This is a genomic window from Streptomyces sp. NPDC050315 (assembly GCF_040655775.1).
In the GTDB taxonomy this organism is placed as follows: Bacteria; Actinomycetota; Actinomycetes; order Streptomycetales; family Streptomycetaceae; genus Streptomyces.
The window spans coordinates 990,138-1,013,918 of sequence record NZ_JBFAKN010000001.1 but is presented as its reverse complement, the minus strand read 5'-3'; the positions used below and the strand labels follow the sequence as shown (position 1 = coordinate 1,013,918).

Genomic DNA, 23,781 nt, shown 5'->3' with positions numbered 1-23,781 from the left:
GATTCCTCGGTCCTCGATGGTCAAGTCTGCCCTAGTAGCGCCCGTATCAGACGTACGGCGGCGCCTCGTGTGCGGCGTGGCAGAACCCGCAGCGTGAGGCACAGCGCGCAGCAGGGGCCGCGCGCCGGCTCAGACGGACCGGGCGCCGTCCCCCACCGCACCGAGTGCCTCCGGGTGCCGCAGGCACCAGCCCTCCCAGGCCGAGGCGACCATCGCGTCGATGCCGTGCCGCGCCTGCCAGCCCAGCTCCTTGGTGGCCAGCTCGCAGGAGGCGACCACCCGCGCCGGGTCGCCGGCCCGCCGCCCCTTGACGACGGGCGCCAGGTCCGAGCGGCCGCTGATCCCGAGGACGAGATCCGCCATCTCCCGTACGGAGACGCCCTGGCCGGTGCCGACGTTGAGCGTGAGGTCCGCGGGGCCGTCCTGGCCCGTGAGCCGCCGTGCGGCGGCGACGTGTGCGTCGGCCAGGTCCTCGACGTGGATGTAGTCCCGGATGCAGGTGCCGTCGGGGGTGTCGTAGTCGTCGCCGAAGATCAGCGGCGGCTCACCGGCCGTGACCTTCTCGAACATCATCGGGATGATGTTGAAGACCCCGACGTCCGCCAGCTCCGGCGCCGCCGCACCCGCGACGTTGAAGTACCGCAGGCACGCCGTCTCGATGCCGTGCGCCCGGCCCGCGGCGCGCACCAGCCACTCGCCCGCGAGCTTGGTCTCGCCATAGGGGTTCATCGGCAGGCACGGGGTGTCCTCGGTGACCAGGTCCACATCCGGCATCCCGTACACCGCCGCCGACGAGGAGAGGACGAAGCGCCGCACGCCGGCCGCCGCCACCGCCTCCAGCAGCACGGTCAGCCCGTGCACGTTCTCCCGGTAGTACGTCAGCGGCTGTTCCACCGACTCACCGACCTGCTTCTTCGCGGCGAGGTGGATGACGCCGGTCACGCCGTGCTCCGCGAGCGTGGCGTCCACCACGTCACGGTCCTGTACCGAAGCACGGACGAGGGGCACCCCCGCGGGCAGCCGCTCGGGGAATCCGCTGGAGACGTCGTCCAGTACGACGACCCGTTCCCCCGCCGCCACCATGGCCCTCGCCACATGCGCGCCGATATAACCCGTCCCACCTGTGATCAGCCATGTCATAACCGGCACCCTAACCAGGGCCGCAGTTGTTCATCGACGGCAAGATCGACCATGATGATCGCGGCAGACGCCACCGCCGGACGGCCACCGCCCGGTGAATGCGTGGTGAACGGCCGCATCCGGCGATCCGATAACCTCTGCCGACGTGCCACCGACCCCTCCGGGGACCGAGGTGTGCCACGACTGCTGCCCGGGTAGTTCGTACCGAATGCGGACCGGCCGGCGGCCTTGCCAGCATTCAGGGAGTGAATTCGTCTGTCGACCGCAATCCTCACCGGTGCGCCGGTCGCCGGGTCGTCGCTCGAAGGCGACCTGCGCGAGCTGGGCTTCGATGTCCGCAGCGCGGCCGACGCCGCCGAGGCGGCCCGGCTCCTGGCCGAGGTTCCCGCAGGCCGGCGGGTCGCACTGGTCGACCCCCGGTTCGTCGGCCATCTGCACAGCCTGCGGTTGGCGCTGACCGACCCGCGCTTCCCGGCCGCCGCGGTCACCGGCGCGCTCACGGCGCAGCCGGAGGCGCGCGCCGCGCTCACCCGGGCGCTCGCCACGGCGGGCTCCGCCGACGCGCTTCCGGAAGCCGACGCGCTCCCGGACGCCGTCGCCGAGACGCTGGACGCCGAGGGCGTATCGGTGCACCGCCCCGAGCTCGGCTCGCTGGTCGCTTCCGTACCTTCCGGCGCGCAGCAGCGTCATGAGGCGCGGGCCGCGGTGAGCGCCGTGGACGACGAGGCCGTGCGCCTGCGGACCGCCGTGAAGTCCCGGGACGGGTTCTTCACGACGTACTGCATCAGCCCGTACTCCCGCTACATCGCCCGCTGGTGCGCCCGCCGCGGCCTCACGCCCAACCAGGTCACCACCGCGTCCCTGCTCACCGCGCTGATCGCGGCGGGCTGCGCGGCCACCGGGACCCGCGGCGGCTTCATCGCCGCGGGCCTGCTCCTCCTCTTCTCCTTCGTCCTGGACTGCACCGACGGGCAGCTCGCCCGCTACTCCCTGCAGTACTCGACGATGGGCGCCTGGCTGGACGCGACGTTCGACCGCGCCAAGGAGTACGCGTACTACGCGGGCCTGGCGCTGGGCGCGGCGCGCGGCGGCGACGACGTATGGGCGCTGGCGCTCGGCGCGATGGTGCTGCAGACGGTCCGGCACGTCGTCGACTTCTCCTTCAACGAGGCGAACCACGACGCCACCGCCAACACCAGCCCGACCGCGGCGCTCTCCGACAAGCTCGACAGCGTCGGCTGGACGGTCTGGGCCCGCCGGATGATCGTGCTGCCGATCGGCGAGCGCTGGGCCCTGATCGCCGTCCTCACGGCTGTCTCGACGCCCCGCATCGTCTTCTGGGTGCTGCTCATCGGCTGCGCGCTGGCCGCCTGCTACACCACGGCGGGCCGGGTGCTGCGCTCGCTGACCCGCCGCGCGCGCCGTACCGACCGGGCCGCGCAGGCCCTCGCCGACCTCGGCGACTCCGGGCCGCTCGCCGAGGGCTTCGCCGCCGCCTTCAAGGGCGCGGCGCGCAAGCTCCCCGGCTTCGCGGCGCCCGTGATCGCCGCTGCCGGCGCCGCTGTGATGATCGCCACCGCCGCGTTCACCGGCTGGGGCAGCCCCTGGCTCTGTGTTGCCGCGCTGGTCTACGCAGTACTCTCCGGCCTGGCCGTCGCCCGTCCCCTCAAGGGCGCGCTGGACTGGCTCGTGCCGCCCCTCTTCCGCGTCGGGGAATACGTCGCGATTCTGGTGATTGCGGCCCGTTCCGAGGTGAACGGAGCGTTGCCGGCGGCATTCGGGCTGGTGGCCGCGGTCGCCTACCATCACTACGACACGGTGTACCGCATCCGCGGCGGCAGCGGCGCGCCTCCGCGCTCTCTGGTGCGGGCGACCGGCGGACACGAGGGCCGTGCCCTCGTGGTCTCGATCGCCGCGGCCGCACTGCCCACCTCAGGTTTCACAATCGCGCTCACGGTCCTCGCGGGGGCCCTGGCGCTGCTGGTGCTCATCGAGAGCATCCGCTTCTGGGTGTCCTCGAATGCACCCGCCGTACACGACGAAGGAGAACCCGCATGATCGGCCTCGTGCTGGCGGCCGGCGCCGGACGGCGTCTGCGTCCCTACACCGACACTCTGCCCAAGGCCCTGGTGCCGGTCGACGGTGACACCACCATCCTCGACCTGACCCTCGGCAACTTCGCGGAGATCGGCCTGACCGAGGTCGGGATCATCGTCGGCTACAAGAAGGAGGCCGTGTACGAGCGCAAGGAGGCGCTGGAGGCGAAGTACGGCCTCAAGCTGACGCTGATCGACAACGACAAGGCCGAGGAGTGGAACAACGCCTACTCCCTGTGGTGCGGCCGTGACGCGATCAAGCACGACGTGATCCTTGCCAACGGCGACACCGTGCACCCGGTCTCCGTCGAGAAGACCCTGCTCGCCGCGCGCGGCGACGGCAAGAAGATCATCCTCGCGCTGGACACGGTCAAGGACCTGGCCGACGAGGAGATGAAGGTCGTCGTCGACCCCGAGAAGGGTATGACGAAGATCACCAAGCTGATGGACCCGGCCGAGGCGACCGGTGAGTACATCGGCGTCACCCTCATCGAGGGCGAGGCCGCCGACGAGCTGGCCGACGCGCTGAAGACGGTCTTCGAGGCGGACCCGCAGCAGTTCTACGAGCACGGCTACCAGGAGCTCGTGAACCGCGGCTTCCGGATCGACGTGGCCCCGATCGGCGACGTCAAGTGGGTCGAGATCGACAACCACGACGACCTCGCGAAGGGCCGTGAAATCGCATGCCAGTACTGACGAGGCTCATCCCCTCGCCAGTCGTCGTCGACATCCGGCCGGGGGCGCTCAACGACCTGGCCGGGGTCCTCGCCGACCAGAGGATCTCGTCGTCCGGCAAGCTCGCCATCGCCATCAGCGGTGGCTCCGGCGCGGTGCTGCGTGAGCGGCTCGCGCCGGCGCTGCCCAGCGCCGAGTGGTTCGAGGTGGACGGTGGCACGCTCGACGACGCCATCAAGCTCGCCGACGCCATGAAGAAGAAGGGGCGCTACGACGCGGTCGTGGGCCTCGGCGGTGGCAAGATCATCGACTGCGCCAAGTTCGCCGCGGCGCGCGTGGGCCTGCCGCTGGTCGCCGTCGCGACGAACCTGTCGCACGACGGCCTGTGCTCGCCGGTCGCCACCCTCGACAACGACGCGGGCCGCGGCTCGTACGGCGTGCCGAACCCGATCGCGGTCGTCATCGACCTCGACATCATCCGCGAGGCCCCGGTCCGCTTCGTGCGCTCCGGTATCGGCGACGCGCTGTCCAACATCTCCGCGATCCGCGACTGGGAGCTGGCGGCGCGCGAGCGCGGCGAGGACATCGACGGCCTCGCGGCCGCGATGGCGCGCCAGGCGGGCGAGGCCGTGCTGCGCCACCCCGGCGGCGTCGGCGACGACGGCTTCCTGCAGGTGCTGGCCGAGGGCCTGGTCCTCACCGGTATCGCGATGTCCGTCTCCGGCGACTCGCGTCCGGCGTCCGGCGCCTGCCACGAGATCAACCACGCCTTCGACCTGCTCTTCCCCAAGCGCGCTGCCAGCCACGGCGAGCAGTGCGGCCTGGGCGCGGCCTTCGCGATGCATCTGCGCGGGGCGCGCGAGGAGTCGGCGTACATGGCGGAGGTGCTGCGCCGGCACGGCCTTCCGGTCCTGCCGGAGGAGATCGGCTTCACCGTGGACGAGTTCGTCCAGGTCGTGGAGTACGCCCCGCAGACCAGGCCGGGCCGTTACACGATCCTCGAACACCTGGACCTGTCCACCGATCAGATCAGGGACGCATACGCCGACTATGCCAAAACCATCGGTAGCTGAACTCCGGCCGGTCGTTCACCCGGAGGGGGTGAAGGACCGGCGGAGCGGTGAGCACTGGGGCGGCCGGCTCTACATGCGCGAGATCTCGCTGCGCGTCGACCGGCACCTGGTGAACACACGGGTCACGCCCAACCAGCTGACCTACCTGATGACCGTCTGCGGCGTCCTCGCCGCCCCGGCACTGCTGGTGCCGGGGGTGTGGGGGGCCGTGCTCGGCGTCGTCGCGGTCCAGCTGTACCTGCTGCTCGACTGTGTCGACGGCGAGATCGCCCGCTGGCGCAAGCAGTACTCGCTCGGCGGCGTGTACCTGGACCGGGTCGGTGCCTACCTGACCGACGCCGCGGTACTCGTCGGCTTCGGCCTGCGCGCCGCCGACCTGTTCGGCTCCGGGCGGATCGACTGGCTCTGGGCCTTCCTGGGCACCCTCGCGGCGCTCGGCGCGATCCTGATCAAGGCGGAGACCGACCTCGTCGGCGTCGCCCGGCATCAGGGCGGGCTGCCGCCGGTCAAGGAGGCGGCGTCCGAGCCGCGCTCGTCCGGCATGGCGCTGGCCCGCAAGGCCGCCGGGGCGCTCAAGTTCCACCGGCTGATCCTCGGGATCGAGGCGTCGCTGCTGATCCTGGTCCTGGCGGTCCTGGACGCGGTCAGGGACGACCTGTTCTTCTCGCGGCTCGGCGTCGCCGTGCTGGCCGGTATCGCGCTCCTCCAGACGCTGCTGCACCTCGTGTCCATCCTGGCTTCAAGCAGGCTCAAGTGACCCACCCCCCACAGAACCTGAAGCTCGGCGCGGTTGTCCTCACCATGGGCAACCGCCCCGAGGAGCTGCGCGCGCTCCTCGACTCCGTCGCCAAGCAGCACGGCGACGCGGTCGAGGTGGTGGTCGTCGGCAACGGCTCGCCGCTGCCGGAGCTGCCCGAGGGCGTACGGACCGTGGAGCTGCCGGAGAACGTCGGCATCCCGGCGGGCCGGAACGTCGGCATCGAGGCGTTCGGCCCCGCGGGCGCCGACAAGGACGTGCTGCTCTTCCTGGACGACGACGGCCTGCTCGCCAACATGGACACCGCCGAGCTGTGCCGCGAGGCGTTCGCCCGCGACCCTGCGCTCGGGATCATCAGTTTCCGCATCGCGGACCCGGACACCGGGGAGACCCAGCGCCGCCACGTACCGCGGCTGCGCGTGGCCGACCCGCTGCGCTCCTCGCGCGTCACGACCTTCCTCGGCGGCGCGAACGCGGTCCGCACGAAGGTCTTCGACGAGGTCGGCGGGCTGCCCGACGACTTCTTCTACGCGCACGAGGAGACCGACCTCGCCTGGCGGGCCCTGGACGCGGGCTGGATGATCGACTACCGCGCCGACATGGTCCTGCTGCACCCGACCGTGGCGCCCACCCGGCACGCCGTCTACCACCGGATGGTGGCGCGCAATCGGGTGTGGCTGGCGCGCCGCAACCTGCCGGCGCCGCTGGTCCCGGTCTACCTCGGCGTATGGCTGCTGCTGACGCTGGCCAGGCGCCCGTCCCTGCCGGGCCTGCGAGCCTGGCTGGGCGGCTTCAAGGAGGGCTGGACCACTTCATGCGGCCCCAGGCGCCCCATGAAGTGGCGTACCGTGTGGCGCCTGACCCGACTGGGCCGTCCGCCGGTCATCTGACAAGCTCGGGTCGGAGAGCAGCATCCGGCGCGACCCGGGGGTACCAGAGCCTGTGGCACCCCGTGGGAAGCGCACCTTGAGGACGAAAGTGTCAACTGTGAGCGAGACCAGGCACGACAGTGCGGTCGCCATGAATGCGCCGCGGGCCCCCGAAGGCGGGCTCAAGCCGGTGCAGCTGGCCCAGAAGTACGGGCTGACGCAGAGCGGCGCCCGGCCGAGCCTGCCGGAGTACGTCCGTCAGCTGTGGCGGCGGCGCCACTTCATCTCGGCGTTCTCCAGCGCCAAGCTGACCGCCCAGTACAGCCAGGCGAAGCTGGGCCAGCTGTGGCAGGTGGCCACGCCGCTGCTGAACGCGCTGGTCTACTACTTGATCTTCGGCCTGCTGCTCGGCACCAGCCGGGGCGTGCCGGACTTCGTGCCGTTCCTGGTGACGGGCGTCTTCATCTTCACGTTCACGCAGAGCTCGGTACTGGCGGGGACGCGGGCGATCTCGGGCAACCTCGGCCTGGTGCGGGCGCTGCACTTCCCGCGCGCCTGCCTGCCGATCTCCTTCTGCCTGATGCAGCTCAAGCAGCTGATGGTCTCCATGGGCGTGCTCGTGGTGATCCTGCTGGCGTTCGGGCAGGTGCCCGGCTGGTCGTGGCTGCTGGCGATCCCGGCGCTGTGTGTGCAGTTCATCTTCAACACCGGGCTCGCCATGATCATGGCAAGGCTGGGCAGCAAGACCCCGGACCTGGCGCAGCTGATGCCGTTCATCCTGCGGACGTGGATGTACGCGTCCGGCGTGATGTACAGCATCGACCAGATCATGAAGAGCAAGCCCGTCCCCGGCTTCGTGCACTTCCTGCTGGATGTGAATCCCGCCGCGGTCTACATCGACCTGGTGCGCTTCGCGCTGATCGACTCCTTCACGTACGAGCAGCTGCCGACCCATGTCTGGGCGCTGGCGCTGGGCTGGGCGGTCGTGATGGGCCTGGCGGGCTTTGTGTACTTCTGGAAGGCGGAGGAGCGGTACGGCCGTGGCTGAGCAGCAGAACACCGAACTCGAACAGCCCGCGGTGGAGGACGCAGCCGCCGCCGAGGAGCGCATCCCCACCGTCATCGCCGACGATCTGCACATCGTGTACCGGGTTTATGGCTCGGGCGCGGGCCGGGGCAGCGCCACCGCCGCGCTGAACCGGATCATCCGCCGCAAGCCCTCCACCGGGGTGCGCGAGGTGCACGCGGTCAAGGGCGTGTCCTTCACCGCCTACCGGGGCGAGTCGATCGGCCTGATCGGCACCAATGGGTCGGGCAAGTCCACGCTGCTCAAGGCGGTGGCAGGCCTGCTGCCGGCCGAGCGCGGCCATGTCTACACGCACGGCCAGCCGTCCCTGCTGGGCGTGAATGCGGCGCTGATGAACGACCTGACCGGCGAGCGCAACGTGATCCTGGGCGGGCTGGCCATGGGCATGACCCGCGAGCAGGTCCGCGAGCGCTACCAGGACATCGTCGACTTCTCCGGGATCAACGAGAAGGGCGACTTCATCAGCCTGCCGATGCGCACGTACTCCTCGGGCATGGCGGCCCGGCTGCGGTTCTCCATCGCCGCGGCCAAGGACCACGACGTGCTGATGATCGACGAGGCGCTGGCGACGGGTGACCGGAAGTTCCAGAAGCGCTCCGAGGCCCGCATTCGGGAGCTGCGCAAGGAGGCCGGCACGGTCTTCCTGGTCAGCCACAACAACAAGTCCATCCGGGACACCTGCGACCGGGTGCTGTGGCTGGAGAAGGGCGAGCTCCTGATGGACGGCCCCACGGACGAAGTGATCAAGGCGTACGAGAAGGAAACGGGCAAGTAGCCCGTACCTGGAGAGAAGGCCCCCGCGTGTCCGGGCGCGGGGGCCTTCGATGTTGAAGAAATGGTCAACTCCGGCCGCAGCAGGAACAGTTGCCCTGCCTGGTGGAGTTGTCCGGATCGTTGCTTCGCGGTTCGGTACCCACTCGGACGAGCGTGAGATGTACGGCGTAAGCTGTACGGGTGCGGAACGGCACATGTGGTACAAGTCGGGCAAAATGGTCCGACGGCGGCGATGAGCGCCTTGATCGGACCGGCTGCGCGTGCGGCGTGTCCGAAATATGAAGTTTTAGCGTGGCGGTGTAGAACGGGAGACGTGACGGCAATGGCTACGGGATCTCTCCGGCTCCGGAACGCGCCGGGCAGCCTCCGGTGAGCCCGGAGCCTGTCGCGCCCGAGCGCGCCGTTCTGGACAAGGCCGCGCACGAGAACTTCCCCGTCGCGCCGTTCTTCCTGCCCCGCGCCTGGCGCGCCGACCTGATGGCGGTCTACGGATTCGCCCGGCTGGTCGACGACATCGGCGACGGCGACCTCGCGCCGGGCGGCGGCGACGCGGTACTGCTCGGCCTCGACCGCTCGCAGGCCGGGGACCGGCTCGCCATGCTCGACGCGCTGGAAGCCGATCTTCGCCGGGTCTACAGCGACCGGGCGCCGGGTCCCCGGCACCCCCTCATGCGCCGCCTCGGCCCCACCGTGCGCCGCTGCGGGCTGAGCCCCGAGCCGTTCGAGCGGCTGATCGAAGCCAATCGGCAGGACCAGCGCGTCAGCCGTTACGAGAGCTACGCGGATCTGCTGGACTACTGCGAACTGTCCGCCAACCCCGTGGGCCGGCTGGTTCTGGGCATCACGGGCACGACCACGCCCGAGCGGGTCCGCCGTTCGGATGCCATCTGCACCGCCCTCCAGATCGTCGAGCACATCCAGGATGTCGCCGAGGACCTCCGGAGGGACCGCATCTATCTGCCCGCCGAGGACATGAAGCGCTTCGGCGTCGCGGAAACCGACCTGGCTGCTCCGGCAGGGGGCGCACAGGCGCGCGCGCTGGTTGCATTCGAGGCGGAACGCGCCCATGACCTGCTGAATGAAGGTGCCCCGCTGGTGGGTAGCGTCCACGGCAGACTCAAGCTGCTGCTCGCCGGTTTCGTAGCCGGCGGACGCGCCGCTCTCCAGGCGGTGGCGGCCGCCGATCACGACGTCCTCCCTGGACCGCCCAAGCCCAGCAAGCTCAGTCTGCTGCGCGCGGTAGGGGCGACACTGCGAAGAGAGGGGTGAGTCGGACCGTGGAGGCAAGTACACACGCGTCCGCGCCGGTGCTCGCTGCGTACCGCTACTGCGAGGCCGTTACCGGGCAGCAGGCACGCAACTTCGCTTATGGGATCAGACTGCTCCCCGTCGACAAGCGCCAGGCGATGTCGGCGCTGTACGCGTTCTCGCGCCGGGTGGACGACATCGGCGACGGCGCGCTGGCGCCCGCCGAGAAGGAGCAGCGGCTCGCGGACACCCGCGGACTGCTGGCCCGCATCAGGGACGGCCGGGTCGCCGAGGACGACACCGACCCGGTGGCGGTCGCGCTCGCGGACGCCGCGCGCCGTTTCCCGCTGCCGCTGGACGGCCTGGACGAGCTGATCGACGGCGTCCTGATGGACGTGCACGGCGAGACGTACGAGACCTGGGACGACCTCAAGGCGTACTGCCGCTGCGTCGCCGGGGCCATCGGGCGGCTCTCGCTCGGCGTGTTCGGCACCGTGCCCGGCGCGCCGGAGGCCGACCGAGCCCCCGAGTACGCCAATACGCTGGGGCTCGCCCTGCAGCTGACCAACATCCTCCGGGACGTGCGGGAGGACGCGGCCAACGGCCGTACGTACCTCCCCGCCGAGGATCTGGAGAAGTTCGGCTGTGCCGCGGGCTTCCACGGCTCCGTCCCGCCCTCCGGCGCGGACTTCGCCGGCCTCGTCCACTTCGAAGTACGCCGGGCGCTCGCTCTCTTCGCCGAGGGCTTCCGGCTGCTGCCCATGCTCGACCGGCGCTCCGGCGCCTGCGTCGCCGCGATGGCCGGGATCTACCACCGCCTGCTGCGCCGGATCGCCGACGACCCCGAGGCGGTGCTGCGCGGTCGCGTCTCGCTGCCCGGCCACGAAAAGGCATTCGTCGCCGTCCGCGGCCTCTCCGGCCTCGACGCCCGAGCAATCGGCCGCCGCCAGGCGGACAGGAGGCGCGCATGACACTCGGAGCGAACTGGGGCGCGTCTGTGCAGGTACGCGGCGTGCGGACGCCCGAGTGCCGGGCAACCCAGCGGGGTAATGCTGCGTCCATGACAGCGGCATCCCGGGAGGACGCATGACTTCCGCCGACACACGGCCGGCCGCGCACATCGCCGCGGGCGCCTCCAGAGACGGGGGCGCCACCGCGGTTGTCGTCGGGGGTGGCCTCGCGGGGACCACCGCGGCGCTCGCGCTCGCCGATGCGGGGCTGCGCGTCACCCTTGTCGAGGGGCGGCCGCGCCTCGGCGGGCTCGCCTTCTCCTTCCGTCGCGATTCCGCGGCCGGCGAGCTGAGCGTGGACAACGGCCAGCATGTGTACCTGCGCTGCTGCACCGCCTATACGGACTTCCTGGAGCGCGTCGGCGGGGCGCATCTGATGCCGGTCCAGGACCGGATGGACGTGCCGGTGCTGGACGCCGATCCGGCGCGCGCCGCGGCGGGCATGCGCCTGGGCCGGCTGCGCCGCACCGCCCTGCCCGTACCACTGCACCTCGCCGCGAGCCTGGCCGGCTACCCGCACCTCTCGCTCGCCGAGCGCGCCTCCGTGGGCCGCGCCGCGCTCGCCCTGAAGAGCCTGGACCCGGCCGACCCCGCGCTGGACCGCATCGACTTCGCGAGCTGGCTCGCCCGGCACGGCCAGTCGCCGCGCGCCGTCGAGGCGCTGTGGGACCTGGTCGGCGTCGCCACGCTGAACGCCCGCGCCGGTGACGCCTCCGCCGGGCTCGCCGCCATGGTCTTCAAGACCGGCCTCCTCTCCGACCCCGGCGCCGCCGACATCGGCTGGTCCCGCGTCCCGCTCGGCGAGGTCCACGACACCCTCGCCCGGGCCGCGCTGGAGAAGGCCGGGGTGCGCGTGGAGACCCGTACGCGGGCCACCGCCGTGATCCGCACCGACGAGCAGCGCTGGCAGGTCACCGTCGAGAACGGCCCGCACAGCCAGGAGCAGCTGGCCGCCGACACAGTCGTACTCGCCCTGCCGCAGCGCGAGACGCACGGCCTGCTGCCGCCCGGCGCGCTGGACCGCCCGGACCGGCTGCTGGACATCGGTACGGCCCCCATCCTCAACGTGCACGTGCTCTACGACCGCAAGGTCCTGCGCCGCCCGTTCTTCGCGACGCTCGGCTCGCCGCTGCAGTGGGTCTTCGACCGCACGGAGGCGTCCGGGCTGCAGGGCGGCGGACAGTACCTCGCCGTCTCGCAGTCCGCGGCGCAGGACGAGATCGACCTGCCGGTGGGCGTGCTGCGCGAGCGGTACCTCCCGGAGCTGGCCCGCGTGCTGCCCGCCGCGCGCGGCGCGAAGGTCCGCGACTTCTTCGTCACCCGCGAACGCACCGCGACGTTCGCACCCGCACCGGGCGTCGGCCGTCTACGCGCCGCCGCCCGCACTCAGTCCACCGGCCTGTACCTGGCCGGTGCGTGGACCGCCACAGGGTGGCCCGCGACCATGGAAAGCGCTGTTCGCAGCGGCATCAGTGCCGCCCGCGAGGCACTCACCGAACTCGGCTTCCCCCAGGGATCACTGCCCCAGGAGGCGGCATGAATACGAGTACGCGCGCTCGCACGAGCACGAGCACCGGAAACAGAGGAGAAACCGTGAATCCGGCTTCCCCAGTAATCGACACCGAGGGCGTCACCGCACTCCTGGAGCGCGGGCGCAGGCTCGCCACTCCGGTGCTGCGGGCCGCCGTTGACCGGCTCGCGCCTCCCATGGACACCGTAGCCGCGTACCACTTCGGCTGGATCGACGCCGCGGGAGCGCCGTCGGCGGGCGACGGCGGCAAGGCCGTACGCCCCGCGCTCACCCTGCTCTCGGCGGAGGCCGCGGGCGCAGCCCCCGAGACGGGCATCCCCGGCGCCGTCGCCGTGGAGCTCGTGCACAACTTTTCGCTGCTGCACGACGACCTCATGGACGGCGACGAGCAGCGCCGCCACCGCGACACCGTATGGAAGGTGCACGGGCCGGCCCAGGCCATCCTGGTCGGCGATGCGCTCTTCGCTCTTGCCAACGAAATACTGCTGGAGCTGGGGACCGTGGACGCCGGGCGCGCGGCCCGCCGGCTCACCGCCGCCACCCGCAAGCTGATCGACGGCCAGGCCCAGGACATCTCGTACGAGCACCGCGACCGGGTCACCGTCGCGGAGTGCCTGGAGATGGAGGGCAACAAGACCGGCGCGCTGCTGGCCTGCGCCGTCTCCATCGGCGCGGTGCTCGGCGGCGCCGACGACCGCACCGCCGACATCCTGGAGAAGTACGGCTACCACCTCGGCCTCGCCTTCCAGGCCGTCGACGATCTGCTCGGCATCTGGGGCGACCCGGAGTCCACCGGCAAGCAGACCTGGTCCGACCTGCGGCAGCGCAAGAAGTCGCTGCCGGTCGTCGCCGCCCTGGACGCGGGCGGCCCGGCGTCCGAGAAGCTCGCCCGCATCCTGGCCGCCGACGCCAAGAAGAGCGAGACCGAGATCGCCGATTTCACGGAGGCGGAGTTCGCCTCCCGCGCGGCTCTCATCGAGGAGGCCGGTGGCCGCGAGTGGACCTCGGAGGAGGCCCGCCGCCAGCACGCCACCGCGATCGCCGCACTCGATGAGATCGATATGCCCGAAGAGGTCCGCAGTCAGCTGACCGCCCTCGCGGACTTCGTCGTCGTACGGAAGAGATGATCACGATTACACCGAACTAGTTCGCAGTCGCCGGCCGGTGCCGGCCGCCCCGGTACGCCATACCGGGAGCCGGCCCCGGCCGACGGAAGCCCCATGCATTTTTCTTTGATCACTGCAGAAGGGGAAGCCATGACAGCGACGACCGACGGAAGCACCGGGGCACTGCCGTCCCGGGCACCCGCGGCCAGCGATGCCACCGCTGAGACCACCGACCGGAGCCCCGCGAACCCGCCCCCGGCGCCCGACGACCTGACGGGTGCGGCGCGGCAGGCGACCGCCCGGGCCACCGCATACCTCCTCTCCCTCCAGGACCCCGCCGGCTGGTGGAAGGGCGACCTCGACACCAATGTGACGATGGACGCCGAGGACCTGATGCTCCGCCAGTTCCTGGGCGTCAGCGACCCGAAGACCACCGAAGCCGCCGCCCGCTTCGTCCGCGGCGAGCAACGCGACGACGGCACTTGGGCCGGCTTCTACGGCGGCCCCGGAGAGCTCTCCACCACCATCGAGGGCTATGTCGCCCTCCGCCTGGCCGGTGACGCGCCCGACGCCCCGCACATGGCCAAGGCGTCCGCCTGGATCCGCGACCACGGCGGCATCGCCGCCTCCCGCGTCTTCACCCGCATCTGGCTCGCTCTCTTCGGCTGGTGGAAGTGGGAGGACCTGCCGGACCTGCCGCCGGAGCTCATCGCCCTCCCGAAGTGGTTCCCGCTCAACATCTACGACTTCGGCTGCTGGGCCCGGCAGACCATCGTCCCGCTGACGATCGTCTCGGCCCACCGGCCCGTGCGCCCCGCGCCGTTCGCCCTCGACGAGCTGCACACCGACCCGCGGCACCCGAACCCACCGCGGCCGCTCGCCCCCGTCACCACCTGGGACGGCGTCTTCCAGCGCCTGGACAAGGCGCTGCACGTCTACCACAAGGTCGCGCCGCGCCGGCTGCGCCGCAGCGCCATGCGCACCGCAGCCCGCTGGATCATCGAGCGGCAGGAGAACGACGGCTGCTGGGGCGGCATCCAGCCCCCGGCGGTGTACTCGGTCATCGCCCTGCACCTGCTGGGCTACGACCTGGACCACCCCGTGCTCCGCGAGGGCCTGGCCTCCCTGGACCGCTTCGCCGTCTGGCGCGAGGACGGTCACGGTGCTCCCGTCCGCATGATCGAAGCCTGCCAGTCCCCGGTCTGGGACACCTGCCTCGCCACCATCGCGCTCGCCGACGCCGGACTGCCCCGCGACCACCCGCAGCTGGTCAAGGCCGCCGACTGGATGCTGGACGAGCAGATCGACCGGCCCGGCGACTGGACCGTCCGACGGCCGACGCTGCCGCCCGGCGGCTGGGCCTTCGAGTTCGAGAACGACAACTACCCGGACATCGACGACACCGCCGAGGTCGTCCTCGCGCTGCGCCGGGTCGAGCATCCGGACCCGCAGCGCGTCGAGGACGCCGTACGCAGCGCCGTGCGCTGGAACCTCGGCATGCAGTCCCGCAACGGCGCGTGGGGCGCCTTCGACGCCGACAACACCAGCCCCTTCCCCGACCGGCTGCCCTTCTGCGACTTCGGCGAGGTCATCGACCCGCCGTCGGCCGATGTCACCGCGCACGTCGTGGAGATGGCGGCGGACGTCGGCGCCACCCATGATCCGCGCGTCCGGCGCGGCATCGAATGGCTGCTGGGCGAGCAGGACCCGACCGGCGCCTGGTTCGGCCGCTGGGGCACCAACTACGTCTATGGCACCGGGTCCGTGCTGCCCGCGCTGGTCGCGGCCGGTATCCCCACCTCACATCCGGCGATCCGACGCGCCGTCAGCTGGCTGGAGTCGGTGCAGAACGACGACGGCGGCTGGGGCGAGGACCAGCGCTCGTACAAGGACCGCCAGTGGATCGGGCGCGGCGCCTCGACCGCCTCACAGACCGGCTGGGCACTGATGGCGCTGCTCGCGGCCGGCGAGCGGGACAGCAAGGCCGTCGAGCGCGGCGTGCAGTACCTCGCCGCCACACAGCGCCCCGACGGCTCCTGGGACGAGCCGTACTTCACCGGCACCGGCTTCCCCTGGGACTTCTCGATCAACTACCACCTCTACCGGCAGGTCTTCCCGCTCACGGCCCTCGGCCGCTATCTGGGCGGCAGTCCGGCCGGAGCGGCCGTGAGGTCCTAGATGACCGACTCGGACGGCCCGTCCCCGGGCCCGCCGCCACCGCTGCTGGTCGCCTGCGCGCTCGGCATCGAGCGCCTCGCGCTGCGCGGCGGCCCGGCCGGCACGGTACTCCGCACGGGCATGGGCCCGCAGGCGGCGGAGCGGGCCATCGGCGCCGCGCTCGCCACCGGCTCGCCCACCGCGGCCTCACCGGTCGTCGCCAGCGGCTTCTGTGCCGGGCTCGCGCCGGGCATGCGCCCCGGTGACGTGGTCGTCGCGGACGCCACCCGCGAGCACCGGCCGGACCGCCCCGAGGCCGTCTGCCGCGACAACGCACCGCTGGTCGCGGCCCTGAAAGAGCGCGGCCTGACCGTGCACTCCGGGCTGCTGCTCGGCAGCGACCACGTCGTACGCGGCGCCGAGCGGACCGCGCTGCACGCCGCCGGAGCGGTCGCGGTGGACATGGAATCCGCCGCGACGCTCGGCAGCGCGCTGCGGGCCGGGCCCCGCCCCATTGCGGCCGTCCGAGTGGTCGTGGACGCTCCAGAGCACGAACTCGTCCGCATCGGCACGATACGCGGGGGAATATCGGCCTTCCGTGTCTTGTGTGCCGTCCTTCCCGTTTTCTTTGAATGGCACCGTTCTTTGCTGCTCCCCAGGAGGTGAGCCAGATGGCCATGCCGCTCCGTCAGACCATCAGGGTCGGGACCTATCTCTTTGAACAGAAAATGCTCCGGCGGCGTGAGAAGTTCCCGCTCATCGTCGAACTGGAGCCGCTGTACGCCTGCAACCTCGCGTGCGAGGGCTGCGGAAAGATCCAGCACCCGGCCGGGGTGCTGAAGCAGCGGATGCCGGTCGCCCAGGCGGTCGGTGCCGTACTGGAGTCCGGCGCTCCGATGGTCTCCATCGCGGGCGGCGAGCCGCTGATGCACCCTCAGATCGACGAGATCGTGCGCCAGCTGGTGGACAAGAAGAAGTACGTCTTCCTGTGCACCAACGCCATGCTGCTGCGCAAGAAGATGGACAAGTTCACCCCCTCGCCGTACTTCGCCTTCGCCGTGCACATCGACGGGATGCGCGAGCGCCACGACGAGTCCGTGGCCAAGGAAGGCGTCTTCGACGAGGCCGTGGAGGCCATCAAGGAGGCCAAGCGCCGCGGCTTCCGCGTCACCACGAACTCCACCTTCTTCAACACCGACACCCCGCAGACCATCATCGAGGTGCTCAACTACCTCAACGACGACCTCAAGGTCGACGAGATGATGCTCTCGCCCGCCTACGCCTACGAGAAGGCCCCCGACCAGGAGCACTTCCTCGGCGTCGAGCAGACCAGGGAGCTGTTCAAGAAGGCGTTCGCGGGCGGCAACCGACGCCGCTGGCGGCTGAACCACAGCCCGCTCTTCCTGGACTTCCTGGAAGGCAAGGCGGACTTCCCCTGCACCGCCTGGGCGATCCCGAACTACTCCCTGTTCGGCTGGCAGCGCCCCTGCTACCTGATGAGCGACGGGTACGTCCCCACGTACCGGGAGCTGATCGAGGAGACCGACTGGGACAAGTACGGCCGCGGCAAGGACCCGCGCTGCGCCAACTGCATGGCGCACTGCGGCTACGAGCCGACCGCCGTCCTGGCGACCATGGGCTCCCTGAAGGAGTCGCTGCGCGCCGCCCGCGAGACCGTCGCCGGAAGCCGCGGGTGACGTCATGACCAGTGGTCCTGTCACCTTGGGGCTGCCCGTCGTCCCGGCCCGGCCGCTGGCCATCCGGCGCGTCTCGCGCCGGATCCAGGTCGGGCCGGTGGCCGTGGGCGGGGGAGCGCCCGTCTCCGTACAGTCGATGACGACGACGCGTACGGCCGACATCGGGGCGACGCTGCAGCAGATCGCGGAGCTGACGGCGTCCGGCTGCCAGATCGTGCGGGTGGCCTGCCCCACGCAGGACGATGCGGACGCGCTGCCCGTCATCGCCAAGAAGTCGCAGATCCCGGTGATCGCGGACATCCACTTCCAGCCGAAGTACGTGTTCGCGGCGATCGACGCGGGCTGTGCGGCGGTCCGCGTGAACCCCGGCAACATCAAGCAGTTCGACGACAGGGTCAAGGAGATCGCGCACGCCGCCGGGGCAGCGGGGACGCCCATCCGGATCGGTGTGAACGCCGGGTCGCTGGACCGCCGCCTGCTGCAGAAGTACGGCAAGGCCACGCCCGAGGCGCTGGTGGAGTCGGCGCTGTGGGAGGCGTCCCTCTTCGAGGAGCACGGCTTCCGCGACATCAAGATCTCCGTCAAGCACAACGACCCGGTCGTGATGGTCAATGCCTATCGGCAGCTGGCCGCGCAGTGCGACTACCCGCTGCACCTGGGCGTGACCGAGGCGGGCCCGGCGTTCCAGGGCACGATCAAGTCCGCCGTGGCCTTCGGGGCGCTGCTGAGCGAGGGCATCGGCGACACCATCCGTGTCTCCCTCTCCGCGCCGCCCGTCGAGGAGGTCAAGGTCGGCATCTCCATCCTGGAGTCGCTGAACCTGCGCCAGCGCCGCCTGGAGATCGTCTCGTGTCCGTCGTGCGGCCGCGCCCAGGTGGATGTGTACAAGCTGGCCGAGGAGGTCACCGCGGGGCTGGACGGCATGGAGGTGCCGCTCCGCGTCGCGGTGATGGGCTGTGTCGTCAACGGCCCCGGTGAGGCCCGCGAGGCGGACCTCGGCGTCGCCTCCGGCAACGGCAAGGGGCAGATCTTCGTGAAGGGCGAGGTCATCAAGACCGTGCCGGAGTCGAAGATCGTGGAGACCCTCATCGAGGAAGCCATGAAGATCGCCGAACGCATGGCGGCCGAGGGAGCGGCCACCGGCGCCCCCGACGTCACCGTCGGCTGAACCGACCCCCGGCGCCGCCGTCGGCCGACGACCCGGCGGCTCCGTCGGCAAGAACAAAGAGGAGGGGGACCCAGCATGTCGATGCTCGAATACATCCGGGAACCGCAGGACCTCAAGGAGGTGCCGGCCGACCGCCTCGGCGAACTGGCCGCGGAGATTCGCCAGTTCCTCATCCGGGCGGTCGCCCGCACCGGCGGCCACCTCGGACCCAACCTGGGCGTGGTCGAGCTGACCATCGCCCTGCACCGGGTGTTCGACTCGCCCGCCGACCGCATCCTGTGGGACACCGGGCACCAGTCGTACGTCCACAAGATCCTGACCGGCCGGCAGGACTTCTCCAAGCTCCGCGGCAAGGGCGGCCTGTCCGGTTACCCCTCGCGCGAGGAATCCGTCCACGACGTCATCGAGAACAGCCATGCCTCCACGGTGCTCGGCTGGGCCGACGGGCTGGCCAAGGCCAATCAAGTACTGGGCAGGAGCGACCATGTCGTCGCGGTGACCGGGGACGGTGCGCTCACCGGCGGCATGGCCTGGGAGGCGCTCAACAACATCGCGGCCGAGGACCGGCCGCTGATCATCGTCGTCAACGACAACGAGCGTTCCTACGCGCCCACCATCGGCGGCCTCGCCGACCACCTCGCCACCCTCCGCACCACCGACGGCTACGAGCGCTTCCTCTCCTGGGGCAAGGAGGTCCTGCACCGCACCCCGGTCGTCGGCAAGCCGCTGTACGAGTCGCTGCACGGCGCGAAGAAGGGCTTCAAGGACGCCTTCGCGCCCCAGGGCATGTTCGAGGACCTGGGCCTGAAGTACGTCGGCCCGATCGACGGGCACGACATCGAGGCCGTGGAGTCCGCGCTCCGCCGCGCCGCCCGCTTCCACGGCCCCGTACTGGTGCACTGCCTCACCGAAAAGGGCCGCGGCTACCGGCCGGCCCTGGAGGACGAGGCCGACCGCTTTCATACCGTCGGCGCGATGGACCCGCTCACCTGCGCGCCGGTCGCACCGCCCGGCCCGCCGTCCTGGACCTCCGTCTTCGCCGACGAGATGGTCCGCATCGGTGCCGAGCGGCCGGACGTGGTGGCCCTCACCGCGGCGATGCTGCAGCCCGTGGGGCTGGGCAAGTTCGCCGCCGCGTATCCGGGCCGGGTCTGGGACGTGGGCATCGCCGAACAGCACGCCGCGGTCTCGGCGGCCGGGCTGGCCACCGGCGGCCTGCACCCGGTCTTCGCGGTCTACGCGACCTTCCTCAACCGCGCCTTCGACCAGATCCTGATGGACGTGGCGCTGCACAAGTGCGGGGTCACCTTCGTACTGGACCGGGCGGGCGTCACCGGCACCGACGGGCCGAGCCACAACGGCATGTGGGACATGTCGATCCTCCAGGTCGTGCCGGGCCTGCGGATCGCCGCGCCGCGCGACGCCGACCAGCTCCGCGCCGAGCTCCGCGAGGCCGTTGACGTGACCGACGCGCCCACCGTCGTGCGCTACCCCAAGGAGTCCGTCGGCGAGCCGATCCCCGCGCTGGAACGCGTCGGGGGAGTGGACGTCCTCGCCCGGGGCGAGCGGGAGGACGTACTGCTGGTCGCGGTCGGCGTGATGGCGCCGGTCTGCCTGGCGGCGGCCGAACTGCTCGCGGCGCGCGGCATCGGCGCCACGGTGATCGACCCGCGCTGGGTCAAGCCCGTCGACCCGGAGATCCCGCGGCTGGCCGCGCGGCACGCCGCGGTGGCCGTCGTGGAGGACAGCAGCCGCACCGGCGGCGTCGGCGCCGCGGTCGGCCAGGCGCTCCGCGACGCCGATGTGGACCTGCCGCTGCGCACCTTCGGCATCCCCGAACAGTTCCTCGCGCACGCCAAGCGGGGCGAGGTGCTGGCCGACATCGGGCTGACCCCGGCGGAGATCGCGGGCCGCATCGCCGAGAGCCTGCCCCGTACGGACGACCGCGCGGCGGCCGTCGCGGCCGTCAAGGAGACCAACGACGCATGACCGGATTCGACCTCACCAAGCTGCTCGCCGAGCGCGGCGCCGAACGCTACGACCTGCACGCCAAGCACCTGAACCACCAGCTGCCGCGGATGCTGCACACCATCGGCTTCGACAAGGTCTACGAGCGGGCCGAGGGCGCGTACTTCTGGGACGACCAGGGGCAGGACTACCTGGACATGCTCGCCGGATTCGGCGTGATGGGCCTCGGCCGGCACCACCCCGTGGTCCGGCAGGCGCTGCACGACGTACTGGACGCCGGGCTCGCCGACCTCACCCGCTTCGACTGCCCGCCGCTGCCCGGCCTGCTCGCCGAGAAGCTGCTCCGGTACGCGCCGCACCTGGACCGGGTCTTCTTCGGCAACAGCGGTACGGAGGCCGTCGAGACGGCGCTGAAGTTCGCCCGGTACGCGACCGGCCGCCCGCGCGTCCTGTACTGCACCCACGCCTTCCACGGCCTGACCACGGGCTCGCTCTCGGTCAACGGCGAGGCCGGCTTCCGCGACGGCTTCGCGCCGCTGCTGCCGGACACCGCGATCGACATGGGCGATCTGGAAGCGCTGGAGCGGGAGCTGAAGCGCGGCGACGTGGCGGCCTTCGTCGTGGAGCCGATCCAGGGCAAGGGCGTCCACCCCACCCCGCCCGGCTTCCTGCGCGCCGCACAGGAACTGCTGCACAAGCACAAGGCGCTGCTCATCGCCGACGAGGTGCAGACCGGCCTCGGCCGCACCGGCGACTTCTTCGCGTACCAGCACGAGCCCGGCGTCGAACCGGACCTGGTCTGCGTGGCCAAGGCGCTCTCCGGCGGCTATGTGCCGGTCGGCGCCACGCTCGGCAAGGAGTCGGTCTTCAAGAAGGTCTACTCCTCGATGGACCGGGTCCTGGTGCACTCCGCCAGCTTCGGCTCCAACGCGCAGGCGATGGCCGCGGGGCTCGCGGTCCTCACGGTCATGGAGGACGAGAGGATCGTCGCCGGCGTGCGGTCCACGGGCGACCTGCTGCGCACCCGCCTGGCCGAGCTGATCCCCAAGTACGAGCTGCTGCACGACGTGCGGGGCCGCGGCCTGATGATCGGCATCGAGTTCGGCCGCCCGAAGTCGCTGGCGCTGCGCGGCCGTTGGACGATGCTCCAGGCGGCGCGCAAGGGCCTGTTCGCGCAGATGGTCGTCGTACCGCTGCTGCAGAAGCACCGCATCCTCACCCAGGTCTCGGGCGACCACCTCGAAGTCATCAAGCTCATTCCGCCGCTGATCATCGGCGCGGAGGAGGTGGACCGCTTCGTCGCGGCGTTCACCGCCGTCATGGACGACGCCCATGCGGGCGGCGGGCTGATCTGGGACTTCGGGCGGACGCTGGTGAAGCAGGCGATGGCGAACCGCTGAGGGCGAGTACACGGCGGCCCCCGGCCCGTCACTTGGACGGTACGGGGGCCGCCGTCGATCGGCGCCTCAGTCCTCCAGCAGCCGTTGCCGGAGGCGGCCGCGGGTTTCCGGGGTGAGCTTCAGGCCCTCGGTGAGGTAGGTCTCCGTGGAGCCCCAGGTGGACTCGATGGTGTCGAAGGCCGCGTGGAGGTACTCGGCGCGGGCGTCGAAGAGCGGGGCGAGCAGCGCCATGACCTCCTCGGACATGCCGGCCGCCGAGCGGTCGGAGCGGCGCACCTTGTACCGCCGGCGCGGGTCGTTGGACTCCAGGTAGTCCGCCTCGATGGCCTCCCGCTCCACGCCCACCGCGAGCAGCGTGACCGCGATCGACAGGCCCGCGCGGTCCTTGCCGGCCGCACAGTGCATCAGCGCCGGCACGCTCTCCTCGGCTATGGAGTGCAGCACCCGGCTGTGGTCGGCGGTGCGGGTCGAGATGATGTGCCGGTACGTCTTCGCCATCCGGCCCGCCGCCTGCCCGTCGCCCAGCGCCGCGCGCAGCTGGGCCAGCTCGCCGTCGCGCACCATCGCCCAGAACTCCGCGCCGTCGGCCGGGTCGGTGAGCGGGATGTTGACGTGCCGCACGCCGGGCAGGGTGACGTCCGGGCCCTCCAGCTTGATGTCGGCGGCGTTGCGGAAGTCGAAGATGGTGTGCAGGCCGAGCGTGCCGAGGAAGGCGGCGTCCGCCTCCGTCGCGTGCGCCAGGTGACCGCTGCGGAAGAGCCGGCCGTGCCGCACCCGCCGCCCGTCGACCGTCGGCAGCCCGCCGACGTCCCGGAAGTTGCGCACCTCGGTGAGCAGGGGCTCGGTCGACCTGACCTGGGGCGGCTGCTGCGTCGTCACGGGCGCGCTCCTTTTACGTCGGCCGCCGACGCTGCTCGTCGGCGAGCGGGCTGATTCGACCATACGGCACTGGTGCAATAGGCAACTAGCTCGTCCGGCCACTGATCGTGACCGTATGTGGTCGGGAAGCGGTCGGTATGCGGTCGGGGCTCCGTCGCTCGGCGTCCGTCTCGACGCGGGGCTGCTGTCCACTCGTATTCCGACTTGGGCAGAATTTGACTGAGTGGCGATCATCACCTGCCGTCAACCCATGGTTACGGTGGCGTAGGTCACTCCTGAAGGTGAAGTATGTCCTGACGTGGCAGAGGATTCGAAGAAGATAAGCAGCAGGGAAAGTGGCCCGTTCGGGTCGTACGCGGCCATCGGGGACAGCTTCACCGAGGGCGTCGGCGACCCCGGTCCGGACGGCACGTTCATCGGCTGGGCGGACCGGCTCGCGGTCCTGCTCTCCGACCGCCGCCCGGAGCACGACTTCCGGTACGCGAACCTCGCCGTGCGGGGCCGCCTCCTGGACCAGATCGTCGCCGAGCAGGTCCCGCGCGCCAAGGAGCTCGCCCCGGACCTGGTGACCTTCTGCGCCGGCGGCAACGACATCCTCCGGCCCGGCTCCGACCCGGACGCCGTCGCCGAGCGCTACGCCGCCGCCGTCGCCGACCTCAAGGAGTCGGTCGGCACGGTCCTGCTGTGCACCGGCTTCGACACCCGCGACATCCCCGTGCTCAGGCACCTGCGCGGCAAGATCGCCACGTACACCGCCCATGTCCGGGCCATCGCCGACCAGTACGGCTGCCCGGTCCTGGACCTGTGGTCGCTGAAGTCCGTGCAGGACCGCCGCGCCTGGAGCGACGACCGGCTGCACCTCTCGCCCGACGGGCACACCCGGGTGGCGCTCCGTGCGGGGCAGGTGCTCGGCCTGGACGTGCCGGCCGAGCCGGACCAGCCCTGGCCGCCGGAGGCCGCGCGCAGCGCCGCCGACGCCCGCCGCGAGACCATCCACTGGGCGCGCGAACACCTGGTGCCGTGGATCGGGCGGCGGCTGCGCGGCGAGTCCTCGGGCGACCGCGTCACGGCGAAGCGGCCCGAGCTGGCGCTGCTGGAGGCCGACGCCGCCGCGCTCGCGCAGGCGGCCGCCACCATTCGCTAGTA

20 protein-coding genes are annotated in these 23,781 nt (G+C 71.3%); 18 read left to right on the top strand and 2 right to left on the bottom strand.

Annotation, left to right across the window (positions count from 1 at the left end; translation table 11 throughout):
* Positions 1-129: 129 nt before the first annotated feature.
* Positions 130-1,140: a UDP-glucose 4-epimerase GalE gene (galE, locus tag AB0I82_RS04465; protein ID WP_363255559.1), complete on the bottom strand. Its 1,011-nt coding sequence runs from the start codon at positions 1,138-1,140 to the stop codon at positions 130-132.
* Between the two features lie 255 nt (positions 1,141-1,395).
* Here galE and AB0I82_RS04460 point away from each other — a divergent pair, with 255 nt between their 5' ends.
* The 17 genes from AB0I82_RS04460 to AB0I82_RS04380 all read left to right on the top strand — a co-directional run bounded on the left by AB0I82_RS04460 (position 1,396) and on the right by AB0I82_RS04380 (position 21,756).
* Positions 1,396-3,198 (top strand): DUF5941 domain-containing protein, encoded by a 1,803-nt coding sequence (locus AB0I82_RS04460; RefSeq protein WP_363256070.1) that lies wholly within the window; start codon positions 1,396-1,398, stop codon positions 3,196-3,198.
* The gene (locus AB0I82_RS04455) at positions 3,195-3,932 is read left to right on the top strand and encodes a phosphocholine cytidylyltransferase family protein (RefSeq protein ID WP_030253244.1); all 738 of its coding nucleotides are present in this window, start codon (positions 3,195-3,197) and stop codon (positions 3,930-3,932) included. The genes AB0I82_RS04460 and AB0I82_RS04455 overlap by 4 nt, the downstream gene beginning before the upstream one ends.
* Positions 3,920-4,984, top strand: a complete 1,065-nt coding sequence (locus AB0I82_RS04450) for an iron-containing alcohol dehydrogenase family protein (RefSeq protein ID WP_363255558.1) — start codon at positions 3,920-3,922, stop codon at positions 4,982-4,984. The genes AB0I82_RS04455 and AB0I82_RS04450 overlap by 13 nt, the downstream gene beginning before the upstream one ends.
* On the top strand, positions 4,962-5,741 hold the full coding sequence (locus tag AB0I82_RS04445; protein ID WP_363255557.1) for a CDP-alcohol phosphatidyltransferase family protein: 780 nt from the start codon (positions 4,962-4,964) through the stop codon (positions 5,739-5,741). The genes AB0I82_RS04450 and AB0I82_RS04445 overlap by 23 nt, the downstream gene beginning before the upstream one ends.
* A 44-nt stretch (positions 5,742-5,785) precedes the next feature.
* Positions 5,786-6,631: a glycosyltransferase gene (locus AB0I82_RS04440; protein ID WP_363256069.1), complete on the top strand. Its 846-nt coding sequence runs from the start codon at positions 5,786-5,788 to the stop codon at positions 6,629-6,631.
* A 97-nt stretch (positions 6,632-6,728) separates the two neighbouring features.
* On the top strand, positions 6,729-7,658 hold the full coding sequence (locus AB0I82_RS04435; protein WP_363255556.1) for an ABC transporter permease: 930 nt from the start codon (positions 6,729-6,731) through the stop codon (positions 7,656-7,658).
* A gap of 31 nt (positions 7,659-7,689) precedes the next feature.
* Entirely contained in the window at positions 7,690-8,472 is a 783-nt protein-coding gene (locus AB0I82_RS04430; RefSeq protein WP_363256068.1) for an ABC transporter ATP-binding protein, read from the top strand.
* Between the two features lie 368 nt (positions 8,473-8,840).
* Positions 8,841-9,740 (top strand): squalene synthase HpnC, encoded by a 900-nt coding sequence (hpnC, locus tag AB0I82_RS04425; RefSeq protein ID WP_363255555.1) that lies wholly within the window; start codon positions 8,841-8,843, stop codon positions 9,738-9,740.
* Complete coding sequence (hpnD, locus tag AB0I82_RS04420) at positions 9,737-10,690, top strand: presqualene diphosphate synthase HpnD (RefSeq protein WP_363255554.1); 954 nt, start codon at positions 9,737-9,739, stop codon at positions 10,688-10,690. The genes hpnC and hpnD overlap by 4 nt, the downstream gene beginning before the upstream one ends.
* A 115-nt stretch (positions 10,691-10,805) precedes the next feature.
* Entirely contained in the window at positions 10,806-12,269 is a 1,464-nt protein-coding gene (gene hpnE, locus AB0I82_RS04415; protein ID WP_363255553.1) for a hydroxysqualene dehydroxylase HpnE, read from the top strand.
* Positions 12,266-13,387 carry a polyprenyl synthetase family protein gene (locus tag AB0I82_RS04410; protein ID WP_363255552.1) on the top strand — a complete coding sequence of 374 codons (1,122 nt, stop codon included), beginning with the start codon at positions 12,266-12,268 and terminating at the stop codon, positions 13,385-13,387. Before hpnE ends, AB0I82_RS04410 begins: the two co-directional genes overlap by 4 nt.
* 129 nt (positions 13,388-13,516) lie before the next feature.
* The gene (shc, locus tag AB0I82_RS04405) at positions 13,517-15,544 is read left to right on the top strand and encodes a squalene--hopene cyclase (protein WP_363255551.1); all 2,028 of its coding nucleotides are present in this window, start codon (positions 13,517-13,519) and stop codon (positions 15,542-15,544) included.
* On the top strand, positions 15,545-16,189 hold the full coding sequence (locus AB0I82_RS04400) for a 1-hydroxy-2-methyl-2-butenyl 4-diphosphate reductase (RefSeq protein ID WP_363255549.1): 645 nt from the start codon (positions 15,545-15,547) through the stop codon (positions 16,187-16,189). It begins immediately after the preceding gene.
* Positions 16,190-16,194: 5 nt separating this feature from the next.
* Positions 16,195-17,220 carry an adenosyl-hopene transferase HpnH gene (gene hpnH / locus AB0I82_RS04395; protein WP_363255548.1) on the top strand — a complete coding sequence of 342 codons (1,026 nt, stop codon included), beginning with the start codon at positions 16,195-16,197 and terminating at the stop codon, positions 17,218-17,220.
* Positions 17,221-17,224: 4 nt separating this feature from the next.
* On the top strand, positions 17,225-18,388 hold the full coding sequence (ispG, locus tag AB0I82_RS04390; RefSeq protein WP_363255547.1) for a flavodoxin-dependent (E)-4-hydroxy-3-methylbut-2-enyl-diphosphate synthase: 1,164 nt from the start codon (positions 17,225-17,227) through the stop codon (positions 18,386-18,388).
* A 75-nt stretch (positions 18,389-18,463) separates the two neighbouring features.
* Positions 18,464-20,377 carry a 1-deoxy-D-xylulose-5-phosphate synthase gene (gene dxs / locus AB0I82_RS04385; protein WP_363255545.1) on the top strand — a complete coding sequence of 638 codons (1,914 nt, stop codon included), beginning with the start codon at positions 18,464-18,466 and terminating at the stop codon, positions 20,375-20,377.
* Positions 20,374-21,756 (top strand): aspartate aminotransferase family protein, encoded by a 1,383-nt coding sequence (locus AB0I82_RS04380; RefSeq protein ID WP_363255544.1) that lies wholly within the window; start codon positions 20,374-20,376, stop codon positions 21,754-21,756. Before dxs ends, AB0I82_RS04380 begins: the two co-directional genes overlap by 4 nt.
* Before the next feature lie 66 nt (positions 21,757-21,822).
* On the opposite strand, the gene AB0I82_RS04375 is transcribed toward AB0I82_RS04380, so the two are convergent.
* Positions 21,823-22,635: a tyrosine-protein phosphatase gene (locus tag AB0I82_RS04375; protein WP_363255543.1), complete on the bottom strand. Its 813-nt coding sequence runs from the start codon at positions 22,633-22,635 to the stop codon at positions 21,823-21,825.
* A 298-nt stretch (positions 22,636-22,933) separates the two neighbouring features.
* On the opposite strand from AB0I82_RS04375, the gene AB0I82_RS04370 reads away from it, so the two are divergent.
* Positions 22,934-23,779, top strand: a complete 846-nt coding sequence (locus AB0I82_RS04370; RefSeq protein WP_363255542.1) for an SGNH/GDSL hydrolase family protein — start codon at positions 22,934-22,936, stop codon at positions 23,777-23,779.
* The last annotated feature ends 2 nt before the right edge of the window (positions 23,780-23,781 follow it).